Origin of the sequence: Sphingomonas hankookensis (assembly GCF_028551275.1) — a bacterium.
GTDB lineage: Bacteria > Pseudomonadota > Alphaproteobacteria > Sphingomonadales > Sphingomonadaceae > Sphingomonas > Sphingomonas hankookensis_A.
Map to the genome: position 1 here is coordinate 64,795 of NZ_CP117025.1, position 13,175 is coordinate 77,969.

Here is a 13,175-nt window from a genome sequence, read left to right on the forward strand (position 1 = left end):
CCGCCCTACGCCGCAACCAGCGCGAACGGTGCACCCGTCATACCCGTAACGCTGCTCGACGAAGGGGGTCCCTTTTGGACGCCGATAGGGGGTCCTTTTTGGACGCCGATTGACATCTCCATTTCGAAAAGCAGTTGAAAATGATGCGGCGGAAGCTGGCACCACCACCCGGCATGCATATCTTGGAAGCACGAAGGAGGTATCGCCGATGGGACTGTTCGACAGCAATGGCAACGACCGCACGAAGGGTGGCCCGAAGGTCAAGACCGGACCCAATGCAGGGCTGACTCGCGCGAAGAACGATGATGGCCGCTGGCGCGAGAAGCGCAGCGATGCGGGCAAGCCCCGCAAGTGACGCGCCGCCACATCATCTGATAGAAAGGTCGCGGATAGGCTGGTGAGGCTGCTGCCCTTGTGGAGGGGGCCGCGCTGGACACCGCCAGCCTATCCGCTTCCTCAACCGTTGGACGGGTGAAGCTCGACTGCTTTGCGCCTCGTTGAATCGCGGCTCAATGCACAAACTGGGCAACCGCCGACAACCACCCCGTTTTCACTTCGCCCGTTCGATGAGCCCCATCAACTGGTTGCCGGTCCCGACGATGCGGAAGGTGTCATCGACCGTCTTGCCGGTGGTGGGGTCGTAAGTGCCAAGGATGCGGCCCGCGAAGTTGAATGCTCGCTGCCGCCCCTGCGTCATGTCCTCGATATGCCCGATGATAAAACCACGCTGATCCCGGATCGTCGTTCGCGCCATACTCGCCTCCATGGTGATGACGGTCGAAGGCTCTCACACGAACGGGAAATAATCGAACTAAATGAACTGCTTGACCCGTTCCAGAACTGGAGCGAGTCATTCTGGAATGACCAAGCGCGTTGCCCTCTACACCCGCGTCTCACAGGACAGCCAGACCACCGAGAACCAGCGTCGAGAACTCATGGCCGTCGCCGAACGACTTGGCTGGGAAGTCGTCGCCGAGTTCTGCGATCATGGCATCAGCGGATCGAAGGGACGTGACAAGCGCCCCGGCTACGATGCGCTGATGAAGGCTGTCGCGCGGCGCGAGATCGACATGGTGGCAAGCTGGGCCGTGGACCGGCTCGGGCGCTCCCTCCAGAATCTCGTCACCTTCCTCACCGAGATCAACGCCAAGGGCGTGGACCTCTATCTCCACCAGCAGGCGCTCGACACCAGCACGCCCAGCGGACGCGCCATGTTCGGCATGCTGTCGGTGTTCGCCGACTTCGAGCGCGAGATGATCATCTCACGGATCAAGGCCGGGTTGGCCCGATCCACGAAACGGTCAGGCCGACCGCCCCTCGACGCCGAGAAGGTCGAGCGTATCAAGCGATCCCTCACCAAGGGCGTCTCCATCAACGCCACCGCCAAGAAGCTCAAGGTCGGTGTCGCGACCGTCCATCGGGTGAAGCAGCAAATGGCGCTCGCCGCCTGATCAGCGAGCGCGCAACCACTCCATCGCCTCGTCGAAGGTCATCGTCTTCCCCGGCTGCGCGCCTGCCTGCTCGATACGCGCGAGGAAGGCCGGGTTGAGTTCTTCACCCCGGCAGATCGGGCACGCCTCGTCGCCATGATCGTCGCCGCAACCGCCCTCGAAAGCGTCACCCATGGATCATACCCCCGACCTCACTGACGAGGCACCAGCCACCATCGACCAAACCGATGCGCCGACCACCATACAGGCCATCACCGAACGCTTGCGGGGCCGTCGCGAGGCAGTCAGCGGAGCGTCACCGGATGGTCGAGAAGATGGGCATGGTGCGGTCCCTTCGCCCGCTCCAGTCGTCTCGCTGAAATAGTGAGGCTATTTCAGCTTCTCGGAGACGACATGGCCGGCGCCGACTGCGGCGACCGACGACATGGCTTTGCCATGTCGCGCCCCCGATCGTTGCGCATAACTCCGCTGACAATGCGGTGAGGCACGTCCTGCTCGATTTCTGATCGCGGACGCGCCAGCCATCCATTCGCTGCCCGAAATCGATCCATCGAAATTGTTTGCGAGTGGTAGCGAATCAAATGTGATTCCGCGCAGTCCAAGCCTGGGAACCAACCCTCCGGCGCGAATCAGCCAGCCGGCACGCATCCTATTTCGGCCACCCCGGACGTAATCCGGGGTCGAGCTTCCCCGGCCGTGCGAAAAAGGAGAAGCGTGACCCCGGATCAAGTCCGGGGTGACGATGGTGGCAGGGCAGCGGTCAGCCTCACCCTTCGGCGGCTCGAAGAAGCGCACCAGACCAATGCCCCCCGGCATCAGAATTCCGACCAGTCATCCTCCACCACCGCGACCGCCGCATTGCCCCGCGCCATGCGCTGCGGAACCGGGCGCGGCACCGAGCGCACCGGCAGGCGCTGCACCGTGTCGCGCTGGTCGCGGACCACCATCTCACCCAGGTGGAAGCGGGCGATCTCACCCGACAATGCATCGGCCTCGGACGACAGGCTGCGTGCGGCGGCGGTGCTCTGTTCGACCATTGCGGCATTGCGCTGGGTCACGCCGTCCATTTCCGCCACGGCGGTATTGACCTGCGACAGGCCCTGCGACTGCTGCACCGCCGCGCCCGAGATATCCGCCACCAGCGTGCTGATCTCCCCGATCCGGGCGATGATCCGGTCGAGCGAGCGGCCGGTTTCGCTGACCAGCGCGACGCCGCTATCGACCGTTTCCACCGATGCGGTGATGCGCTGCTTCACGTCCTTCGCCGCCTCGGCCGAGCGCTGCGCCAGCGCCCTAACTTCGGAAGCGACCACGGCAAAACCCTTGCCCGCATCGCCCGCCCGTGCCGCCTCCACGCCGGCGTTCAGCGCCAGCAAGTTGGTCTGGAACGCGATGCCGTCGATCACCGCGATGATGTCGGATATTTCGGCGGACGTCCGCTCGATCCGGCCCATCGCGTCGACCGCGCGGCGCACGACCTCGCCCGACTCGACCGCCTCGCTGCGCGCGGTGCCGACGATCGTGTCGGCGCGCGCTGCGCTGGCGGCGCTTTCGCGCATCGTCGCGGTGATCTGCTCCATCGCGGCGGCACTTTGTTCGAGGCTCGCGGCCTGTTGTTCGGTACGCTGCGACAGGTCGTCCGATGCCGCGCTGATCTCGCTCGCGCCCTTGTGGATGGTGCCCGCCACCGTCGACACCGACAGCATCGTTGCACGCAGCGAGGCGACGGCGGCGTTGAAATCGTCGCGCAGCGACAGGAACGGTTCCTGCAAGTCGGCGTCGATCCGCGCGGTCAGGTCGCCGGCGGCGAGCTTGCCCAGCCCCTCACCCATGATCGCCACCATCTGCCGCTGAGTATCGCGCTCCATCGCCGCCAGCGCGCTTTCGCGGAACGTCGCCATCGCCTTGGTAATGCGGCCGACGCAGTCACGATTGGCGGTATAGGCGACCGGACTTTCCAGATCGCCTGCCGCCAGCGCCTCCATCCGCACGACCGTCGTGACATAGGGGGTGCAGATCAGCCGCGACGCGCCGAAGGTCACACCGACGATCGCCGCCACGCCGGCCAGCGCCCCGCCGACGACCACCCCCGGCGCGACCAGCATCGAACCCGACGCCGCCAGGATCGCCAGCGCGGCAATCCCGCCCGACAGCATCAGATACACCAATGCCAGCACCCGGAATTTGACCCGGATCGGCGCGTTACGCGAAAACCATGCAATCATCTGACGTCCCCCCAAACATCGTTGCCACCACCGCTCACGCGCGGCGCATCCGCACCACCGTCTGTATCCGCCGCGCCGGGATCGCTTCGGGCCGCCCGAACAGATAGCCTTGCGCCAGCGCACAGCCCTCGGCCTGCACCATCGATCGCTGCACCTCGTTCTCGACCCCTTCGGCGACCACCGGCACGTTCAGCCCCTTGCCGAGGCCAGCGATCGCCCGGACGATCGAGCGAGCCGCCTCGTCCTCGTGCATCGCCGATACGAAGCTCTTGTCGATCTTGATCTTGTCGAATGGAAAGTGCCGCAGGTTGCTGAGCGACGAATAGCCGGTGCCGAAATCGTCCATCGCGATGCGCACCCCCAGCGCCCGGATCTCGCGCAGGATCGCCAGCGACACGTCCCGGTCGCGCAGCAGCGCGGTCTCGGTAATTTCCAGCTCCAGCCGGCCGGGCGCCAGTCCGCTGTCGGCCAGCGCGCTGCGCACCACCATCGGCAGCGTCGACACGCGCAGCTGCACCGGGGAGACGTTCACCGCCAGCGTCAGCGGTTCGGCCCATTCGCTGGCATCGCGGCACGCTCGGCGCAGCGCCCATTCGCCGATCGCCATGATCGTGCCCGCTTCCTCGGCGACCGGAATGAAGATCGCCGGCGGCACCTGTCCGCGCTCGGGATGGTCCCAGCGCAGCAGCGCCTCATAGCCGACGACCTCGCCCGCCGCGGTCGACACCAGCGGCTGATAGACCAGCTGCAATTCGTCCCGGCACCCCGCATGGCGCAGATCATGTTCGAGGCTGCGGCGGTCGCGCGCCTGCCGGTCCATCCGGTCGTCGAAAAAGGATGCGGTGCCGCGCCCGTCCTGTTTGGCACGGTACAGCGCGACATCGGCATTGTGGCGCAGCGTTTCCGGGTCGGTCCCATCGCGCGGAAAGGTGACGACGCCCAGGCTGCATCCGACCGCCATCGGATCGCGCGTCGAATCCATCTCGGCGGCAAAGCCCGACAGGATGCGGCCCGCCAGCCGGCGGGCATCGTCCAGGGATGCGATATCGCGTTGCAGGACGACGAATTCGTCGCCGCCGATCCGCGCGACCAGGTCCTGCGGACGGATGCAGTCGTCGAGGATGCGCGACACCCGGATCAGGATCGCATCGCCCGCGCCGTGGCCGAACAGGTCGTTGACCGCCTTGAACCGGTCCAGATCGACCGCGATCAGGGCAAAGGGCGTGTCGGCCCGCACCGCTTCGTGCAGCGCGGTGTCGAACGCGGCGCGATTGACCAGCCCGGTCAGCGGATCGTGCGACGCCAGATGCTCGATCGCCCGCTGCGCCCGCGCGGTTTCGGTCAGGTCGCGCATCGCGATGACGGTGGCGGCGCGACCGCGATATTCGATGGCGCGCGCGGTCAGCTCGACCAGCTGGTCCTCGATCTCGCTGCCGCGGATGCGGGCGCGGGTCGCATCGCCGCGATGCGGGCGCAGTGCGTCGCGGGCGACCGTTTCGAACCACGCTGCGGTCGACGTACCGACCAGCGCCGCGCGGTCCACGCCCAGCAGCGCGCACGCCTGTTCATTGGCGTCGAGGATGCGGTCGTCGCTGGTGATGAGCAGTCCTTCGGACGTCGCATCGGCCAGCCCGCGCAGGTCGGTCAGGAACCGGTCGAGCACCGATGCCACCGCGCTCAGCGCGACCAGCAGCAGCGCCGCCGCGACGATCCACAGCACCAGCCATTGCGACCGCCCGCCGGCCTGCGCCACCGCCCCGCCATGCTGGCCCATCGTCGCCGATGCCATCGCGACGAAATGGATCGTCACCGTCGCCAGCACCATGCCGGCGGCGGGCAGGATCATCCGCTGCCGCCCTTCCAGCCGCAGGAACAGCGCGAACGCCGCCGACAACAGCACCCATCCGACCAGCACCGCGCCGGCGATCATGCCGTGATCGACCCGGTGGCCCATCGCATTGGCGATCGCCGCCATGCCGGTCAGGTGCATGCCGAGAATGCCCAGCGTCGCGACCGCCCCGCACAGCATCACCAGCGGCAACCCCCGCGCCTGGCGCAACAGGGCAAAGGCGATGCCGAACGCGCCGATGGCGATCGTCGCGGAAACGGCGGTCAGCAACTGGTCGAACTGCAGCGCGAACGGGCTGCGATAGGCGATCATCGCGATGAAATGGGTCGACCACACCCCGCCCCCGGCGGTGACCGCCGCCGAGCTCAGCCACAGCAGGCGACGTTCGACCACGCATTCGAACGACCGCTGCAATTGGGCAAAGGTGGACAGCGCGCTGACGATGCACAGCAACAATGCCAGCAGGACCACCGGCAGGTCATGGTGCGAGACGATCATGTCCAACAGGTACGACATTCAGCCAGGACCCCCATCCGGCGCTGCTTCCTGTCGTACAGGATGGGGGGCGGCGATTAAATATCGGTATATCGTCAATTCGACGGAATGGCGGAAAAGTCCTTACTTTCCCGACCATCCTCAGCAACGAGTTACGGAATTTACGCAACTGCTAAACACTGTTCTGTCGCCAGAACGATTTCAACTGCTTAGTATTCGGTATCCATCGTCGGATGCCGGCGCTATTTCTGCACCGGCACCGCCGCCACCTTCGGCTTGACATACCGGTCGAGCCAGTCGGTCATCTGCCACAGCGTCTCTTCGGTCGATTCCAGCGCGCGATAGCCATGCGCCTCGTTGGGCAGCACGACATAGCGCACGGTCGCGCCATTTCCTTTAAGCGCCGCGTACATCCGCTCCGACTGGATCGGGAAGGTGCCGCTATTGTCGTCCGCCGCACCATGGATCAGCAGGATCGGCTCCTTGATCCTGTTGGCATAGGTGAACGGGCTCATCTCGGTATAGGTCGACGTCGCCTGCCAATAGGTGCGCTGTTCCGCCTGGAACCCGAACGGGGTCAGCGTGCGGTTATACGCGCCCGACCGGGCAATGCCGGCGCGGAACAGGTCGGTATGCGCCAGCAGGTTGGCGGTCATGAACGCGCCATAGCTGTGCCCGCCGACCGCCATGCGATCGCGGTCCGACACGCCCAGCTTCACCACCGCATCGACCGCGGCTTGCGCATCGGCGCGCAGCTGCTGGACATAGGTGTCGTTGGCCTCCGCGCCATTCTCGCCGATGATCGGCATCGACGGATCGTCGAGGATCGCATAGCCCTGGGTCAGCAGGAACAGATGGCTGATCCCGCGCGGCCGCACGAAGCGATTGCCCTGGTCGACCGTCTGCCCGGCGACCTTCGCATCGGTATATTCGGCCGGATAGGCCCAGAGCAGGGTCGGCAGCGGCCCGTCGCGCTTCGCATCATAGCCGGCGGGCAGATAGAGCGATCCCGACAGCGGCAGGCCGTCGGCGCGGTTGTAGGTGATCGTGCGCTGGGTGACGCCGGCCAGCGCGGGGGCGGGATCGGCGAAATCGGTGACCGGCTTCGCGCTGCCGCCCTTGACCGGACGCAGCATGTAGTTGGGGGCCAGCTTCGCGCTTTCGCGCCGCGTCAGCATCCGCTGCCCCTTGTCGTCGAGCAGCGCGACGACGGTTTCGTAATAGGGTGCCCTGGCGGTCCAGAGCCGCTTCTGTTCGCCGCCCGCGACCGGCATCACGCCCAGGAACGGGAAGGCGCCGGCCTTGGTCGCGCCGTCGCCGGTGACGTACACCGCGTCGCGCGCGGGGGTGAAGCGCATCACCGGCTTGCCCGCCGCATTCTCTTGCGTGATCGGAAAGCCGGGATCGCCATATTGATCCTGATAATTGCGGGTCAGCAGCGTGCGTGCCGGCCCGGGACGGCCGGGCGAGACGCCCAGGCGATGTTCGGTGCGCGTGCGCCATTCGCGGTCGACCACCATCGCGAAATCGTCATTGCCCCAGAACACCGTCGCAAAGCGCGCCGGCGTCTGCGCCAGTTCGACCGGAGCAGCGGTGAACGGTGCGGCCTGCATCATCACCCGGTCGTGGAACGCCACCTTCGCCTTGGGATCGCCGCCGTCCAGCGCCTCCGCCCAGACGAGGGTCGCCGGCGCATCGGCGCGCCATGTCGTCTCGCGCGGGCCCTTGAACGTCGCGTCGAAATCGACCGGCAGGTCGTCGGCCAGCGGCCGGTCGACCAGCGTCCTGACCGGCGTTCCATCGATCGTCGCCACCACGATCTCGGTCGGGAAGAAGCTGGCGGGCAGCAGATAAGAATAGGGGCGCTTCAGCCGCTCGGTCAGCAGGTAGCGGCCATCGGGCGACACGCTGAAATCGGTCATCAGGCCCGGCTGGCCGATCGGCTGCATCGCGCCGGTCAGGTCGACGCGGACCAGCTGTCCGGTGAAATAATGGTCGAACAACGCCTCGTCGGTGGCATTGCGCAACAGATCCTCATAGGTCCGCGCCGCCGACACCCGGCCCATGCTTTCCTGCACCACCGGCCCGGTCGGGGTCGGATCGGCGACCGGCGCCGCGCCGCGGCCGGTCGGGACCATATAGGCGATCAGCGCCTTGCTGTCGGGCGTCCACGCGAACGGCGTGCCGAACGTCCCGTTCAAGCCCCGCGCAACCATGCGCGCGCTGCCGTCACGCTCGGCGATCCACAGCGACAGCGCATTGGCCTCCTGCACGTAAAACGCCATCCGCGCGCCATCGGGCGACCAGTCGGGCGCGGCGAAGCGCGTGCCGGCGGGCAGCTTCACCGCGACGCTGCGGCCGGTCGTGATATCCTTGAAACTCAGCGCGTTCAGCCACTGGACGCGCATCTCCGCCTGCCCATTGGTCGCCGGATCGATGCGATAGCCCGCAAGGCGCAGAATCGGCTTCGACAGATTGGCGATGCTCGGCAAATTCTCGCGGCCGAGGATCGCCAGCGTGCGATGGTCGGGGCTGACCGCGACCCCCGGCGTCGGCGGGGTTTCCAAAATCTTCGCAATGGCATCGGGCGCACGGTGATAGCCGGTGGCCGGTTCCTGCGCATGGGCGGTCGTGGCAAGCAGCAGAGCGATCAGACAGGCACCAGCGCGCATTCATACCCCCTTGTGGTCGTTTGGCGTTCATCCTGACATGCGCGGGCGCCGGGCGCTAGGCGGTTACAAGCGAAACCAGTTCGCGAGGGTCGAGCCCGGGGTGACGAATTTTCAGAATGATGTTGCGGCTTTCATCGAGGCCGAACCCCCTGCGCGAAACTCTGGCGAAATTTCCGACCTAATAGCGGCACATCCCACAGCTACATCTGTAGTCGAAAGCTAAACCATTGAATTTGCCTGCTGTGAAAAACTGGCACGGTGGCTGCAATGTAGTTGGCATCACCGGAACCAACCGGAAAATTCAGGGAGCCACCATCATGACCGCCATCCGTTTCGCCGCTTCGATCGTCCTCGGCCTGGTCGCCACGACCTCGGCCTTCGCCGCCGAACCCAACGAAGTCCCGACGCCCGTCGCAACCAGCGTTGCCGGTGCGAGCGCGATGGCGACGACGATCACGCTGGCCGCCGGCCCGGCCGCCGTCGCGTACAAGGCCGGTCCGAACGCACGCTACTGCTTCGTTACCGAACAGGTCGGATCGCGTTTCCGCCGGACCCAGTGCAACACGCGCGCAGGCTGGCAGGCCAAGGGCATCAATCTGGACCGCGCCCTCGCCGGCTACTGATCTTTCGACACATCGACCACGGCCGCATCCCGCAAGGGGTGCGGCCGTCGCCCTGTCAGGGCAGCGTCGCGCCCATCCCCGCCTGCAACACGGCATACCATTCGGCATGGGTCCAGCTGACGCGCAGCGCCCCGGCGGCGGCGCGGATGCGGTCGGCATTCTGCGATCCGACGATCGGGATGACGCCCGCCGGATGGGCCATGCTCCACGACAGCGCGGCGGTCGCGGCATCGACGTCGAAGCGCTGGCCGTGATCACGCAGCAGCAGCGTGGCGGGATGATCGCCACCGCTGAGCCGCCCGCCACCCAGCGGCGACCAGCCCAGCACCGCCATCCCGCGCGTCATCGCCTGGTCCAGCACCCCATCGAACAGCGGCTGGGGATGCAGCGGCGAAAATTCCGGCTGAGTGCTGAGAATCGGCAGGTCGAGGAACGCCTGGAGCGCATCGACCTCCGCCGGGCTGTGGTTCGACACGCCGATCCCGCGCACCTTGCCCTGCTCGACCATGCGCGTCAGGCTGGCCGCGACCTCCTGCGGATGGGTCAGGAAGTCGCGGCGGTGAATCTGGTACAGGTCGATCCGCTCGATCCCCATCCGGCCAAGCGAGGCGTCGACCGCCTCCGGCAGATAGCCGGCATCCGACCGATAGGGATTGCCCGGCCGGATGCCCCCCTTGGTCGCGATGACCATGGCGTCGCGCAGCGACGGCGCCTCGGCCAGCACCTGCCCGAACAGCGCCTCGGCCGACCCGAAGCCGGCGGGCGTATCCGCGCCATAGATGTCGGCGGTGTCGAACAGGGTGATCCCTGCTTCCAGCGCCGCCTCCACCAGCACGCGCGCCGGCGCGACCTCGCCGGTAAAGCGCCACATGCCCCAGGCGAGGGGGGAGACGAGGATATCGCTCTTGCCGAGCGGGCGGGGATGGGGATCGGGCGTGAACATGGCCGCTGGTGTAGGCGCTACGTCCCTGCCGGCAATGCCGAAAATTCCGGGCGGTCGCCATGCTTCGCCCGATTGCGCAGTGCCCTTCATTCCGATCCGTCATCAGCAGATGACGCCATTGCGTTTGCGGGGGCCGGCCCGACGGGTTCATTAGACCGCGCATACGACCCCCCGGGTGCGGCACGCCGAACGGATTGCCCACGCGCCCATTCCCGGATCGACCGGAAGGAACCGCCATGACGCACGCCCTGATGAACCTGTACAACCGCGCGCCGATCGCGGTGGAGCGTGGCGAGGGCGTGTGGCTGATCGATACCGAGGGGCGGCGCTATATCGACTGCGTGGCCGGCATCGCCACCGACGCACTGGGCCATGCCCATCCCGCCCTCGTCGCGGCGCTGACGGAGCAGGCGGGCAAATTGTGGCATGTCTCCAACATCTTCCGCATTCCGGGACAGGAGGCGCTGGCCGAGCGGCTCGTGGGGGCATCCTTTGCCGACTGCGTGTTCTTCGCCAATACCGGCACCGAAGCGGTCGAATGCGCGATCAAGACCGCGCGGCGCTATCACCATGTAAACGGCCAAAGCGAGCGGATCGATATCGTCGGTTTCGCCGGGTCGTTCCACGGCCGCACCTATGCCGCGATCAATGCATCGGGCAATGCCGGCTATATGGAGGGTTGCGGCCCGCGCCTGCCGGGCTTCGTCCAGCTGTCGATCGACGACGCGGCGGCGATCGAGGCGGCGATCGCCAGCCCGACCACGGGGGCGGTGATCGTCGAACCGGTGCAGGGCGAAGGCGGTGCGCGCGCGCTGTCGGGCGAATGGCTGCTGCGCCTGCGCGAACTGACCCGCAATCACGGCGTCCTCCTGATCCATGACGAGGTGCAGAGCGGCATGGGCCGGACCGGCAAGCTGTTCGCGCACCAGTGGTTCGACGGCGCGGCGCCCGACATAATGGCGCTGGCCAAGGCGCTGGGATCGGGCTTCCCGGTCGGCGCCTGTCTTGCCACCAGTGAGGCCGCGAAGGGCATGACGCCGGGTGTCCATGGCACGACTTTCGGCGGTAATCCGCTGGCGATGGCGGTCGGCATCGCCGCGTTCGACACGATCGCGAACGAGGACACGCTCGCCCATGCCCGCGCCGCCAGCGCCAATTTCTTCGAACGGCTGGAGGAGCTCCGCGCCCGCTTCCCCGACGTGATCGCGGAGGTGCGCGGCAAGGGGCTGTTGATCGGCCTGAAGATGATCTTCAATAATCGCGAGTTCATGGGGGTAGCGCGCGACCACGGCATTCTGGTCGCGGGCGGCGGCGAGAATTGCGTGCGCCTGCTCCCCTCGCTGCTGATCTCGGCGGAGGAAATTGCCGAGGCGGTGACGCGGCTGGAAGCCGCCTGCGTCGCGGCGCGCGGGACGATGGCTAAGGCGGCATGAGCATGCTGACCTCCACCTGCCCCGCGACCGGCGAGACCGTCTGGTCCGGCCCGAGTGCCAGCGCCGCCGATGTCGACGCCGCTATCGCCCGCGCCCGCACCGCCTTTCGTGACTGGCGGCGTACGTCGCTCGAAGAACGCGTGGCCATCGCCCGCGCCTATGCCGCCGTGCTGAAAGAACGCACCGCACCGCTCGCCGAACTGATCGCGCGCGAAACCGGCAAGCCCTTGTGGGAAACCACGCAGGAAGTCGGCACGATGATCAGCAAGGTCGAACTGTCGATCACTGCACAGGCCGAGCGTGCCGGTGAAAAGCGAAGCGCGATGCCGTTCGGGGAGTCCGTCTTGCGCCACCGCCCGCACGGCGTGATGGCGGTGCTCGGGCCGTACAACTTCCCCGGCCACCTGCCCAATGGCCATATCGTGCCGGCGCTGCTCGCCGGGAACACGGTGGTGTTCAAGCCGTCCGAACTGACCCCGGCGGTCGGCGCGGCGATGGCGGAAGCTTGGGGCCAGGCCGGCCTGCCCGACGGCGTGCTGAGCGTCGTGCAGGGCGCGCGCGAAACCGGTGCGGCGCTGGTCGCCGCCGATATCGACGGGCTGCTGTTCACCGGATCGGCGACGACCGGCGCGCATTTCCGCCGCGCCTTCGCCGACCGGCCCGACGTGATCCTCGCACTGGAACTGGGCGGCAACAACCCGCTGATCGCGTGGGACGGCGACGTGACCGAAGTCGCGGCCCTGATCGTCCAGTCGGCCTATATCACCACCGGCCAGCGCTGCTCCTGCGCCCGCCGCCTGATCGTGCCGCACGGCGCGTTCGGCGACGCGGTCATCGACGCGGTCGCCGCGCTGATCCCGCGCCTGCCCATCGGCCGCTGGGACGAAAACCCCTATATCGGCCCGCTGATCTCCGACGCCGCCGCCGCCACCGCCCGCGCGCAAGTCGCCGCGCTGGAGGCCGCCGGCGCCCGCGCCATCGTGCGCTTCGGCGGGATCGAGGGACGCAGCGCCGCCTTCGTCACTCCCGCGCTGCTCGACGTGACCGGCGTGGCGGTGCCCGACGAGGAGATTTTCGCCCCCGTCCTGCAGGTGATCCGCGTCGCCGACGTCGACGCCGCGATCGACGCCGCCAACGACACCCGCTTCGGCCTGTCCGCCGGGCTGCTCACCACCGACGACGCGCTGTGGGAGCGGTTCGTGGTCGAGGCGCGCGCCGGGGTGGTCAACCGCAACCGCCCGACCACCGGCGCGGCGGGGGCGCAGCCGTTCGGCGGCATCGGCGATTCGGGCAACCACCGCCCCAGCGCCTATTATGCCGCCGATTACTGCGCCTATCCGATGGCGAGCTTCGAGGCGGGGAGCGCGGCGGGTAACTGGGACGCGCTGAAGCCCGTGGTCGAACCCGGCCAGCCCTGACCATCCTCCTGCGCGGCACCGGGATCGGCACCCCATTCTCTTTGCCGCGTCCCGATCCTATCTCGA

11 protein-coding genes are annotated in these 13,175 nt (G+C 67.2%); 5 read left to right on the forward strand and 6 right to left on the reverse strand.

What is annotated here, in order from left to right:
* Nucleotides 1-208: 208 nt before the first annotated feature.
* Entirely contained in the window at nucleotides 209-355 is a 147-nt protein-coding gene (locus PPZ50_RS00350) for a hypothetical protein (protein ID WP_183953131.1), read from the forward strand.
* A gap of 195 nt (nucleotides 356-550) precedes the next feature.
* Here PPZ50_RS00350 and PPZ50_RS00355 read toward each other — a convergent pair whose 3' ends face one another.
* Nucleotides 551-754 carry a hypothetical protein gene (locus tag PPZ50_RS00355; protein ID WP_066691670.1) on the reverse strand — a complete coding sequence of 68 codons (204 nt, stop codon included), beginning with the start codon at nucleotides 752-754 and terminating at the stop codon, nucleotides 551-553.
* 106 nt (nucleotides 755-860) lie between these two features.
* Between PPZ50_RS00355 and PPZ50_RS00360 the strand changes: the two genes are divergently transcribed.
* A complete protein-coding gene (locus PPZ50_RS00360) occupies nucleotides 861-1,451 on the forward strand; it encodes a recombinase family protein (protein ID WP_066691673.1) in 591 nt (196 codons plus the stop codon).
* On the opposite strand, the gene PPZ50_RS00365 is transcribed toward PPZ50_RS00360, so the two are convergent.
* The 4 genes from PPZ50_RS00365 to PPZ50_RS00380 all read right to left on the reverse strand — a co-directional run bounded on the left by PPZ50_RS00365 (nucleotide 1,452) and on the right by PPZ50_RS00380 (nucleotide 8,692).
* Nucleotides 1,452-1,625, reverse strand: coding sequence for a hypothetical protein (locus PPZ50_RS00365; protein WP_157092770.1), 174 nt, complete (start codon nucleotides 1,623-1,625; stop codon nucleotides 1,452-1,454).
* A 641-nt stretch (nucleotides 1,626-2,266) separates the two neighbouring features.
* Nucleotides 2,267-3,676 (reverse strand): methyl-accepting chemotaxis protein, encoded by a 1,410-nt coding sequence (locus PPZ50_RS00370; RefSeq protein WP_066691675.1) that lies wholly within the window; start codon nucleotides 3,674-3,676, stop codon nucleotides 2,267-2,269.
* A 34-nt stretch (nucleotides 3,677-3,710) separates the two neighbouring features.
* Nucleotides 3,711-6,041 carry a bifunctional diguanylate cyclase/phosphodiesterase gene (locus PPZ50_RS00375; protein ID WP_272815643.1) on the reverse strand — a complete coding sequence of 777 codons (2,331 nt, stop codon included), beginning with the start codon at nucleotides 6,039-6,041 and terminating at the stop codon, nucleotides 3,711-3,713.
* 221 nt (nucleotides 6,042-6,262) lie between these two features.
* Nucleotides 6,263-8,692 carry an alpha/beta hydrolase family protein gene (locus PPZ50_RS00380; RefSeq protein ID WP_066691681.1) on the reverse strand — a complete coding sequence of 810 codons (2,430 nt, stop codon included), beginning with the start codon at nucleotides 8,690-8,692 and terminating at the stop codon, nucleotides 6,263-6,265.
* Between the two features lie 317 nt (nucleotides 8,693-9,009).
* On the opposite strand from PPZ50_RS00380, the gene PPZ50_RS00385 reads away from it, so the two are divergent.
* Complete coding sequence (locus tag PPZ50_RS00385) at nucleotides 9,010-9,315, forward strand: hypothetical protein (RefSeq protein WP_066691683.1); 306 nt, start codon at nucleotides 9,010-9,012, stop codon at nucleotides 9,313-9,315.
* A 55-nt stretch (nucleotides 9,316-9,370) separates the two neighbouring features.
* Here the strand turns inward: PPZ50_RS00385 and PPZ50_RS00390 are convergent, their stop codons facing one another.
* The gene (locus tag PPZ50_RS00390) at nucleotides 9,371-10,258 is read right to left on the reverse strand and encodes an aldo/keto reductase (protein ID WP_066691684.1); all 888 of its coding nucleotides are present in this window, start codon (nucleotides 10,256-10,258) and stop codon (nucleotides 9,371-9,373) included.
* Between the two features lie 236 nt (nucleotides 10,259-10,494).
* On the opposite strand from PPZ50_RS00390, the gene PPZ50_RS00395 reads away from it, so the two are divergent.
* On the forward strand, nucleotides 10,495-11,691 hold the full coding sequence (locus PPZ50_RS00395) for an aspartate aminotransferase family protein (RefSeq protein WP_066691685.1): 1,197 nt from the start codon (nucleotides 10,495-10,497) through the stop codon (nucleotides 11,689-11,691).
* Entirely contained in the window at nucleotides 11,688-13,109 is a 1,422-nt protein-coding gene (astD, locus tag PPZ50_RS00400; protein ID WP_126013485.1) for a succinylglutamate-semialdehyde dehydrogenase, read from the forward strand. Before PPZ50_RS00395 ends, astD begins: the two co-directional genes overlap by 4 nt.
* Nucleotides 13,110-13,175: the final 66 nt, after the last annotated feature.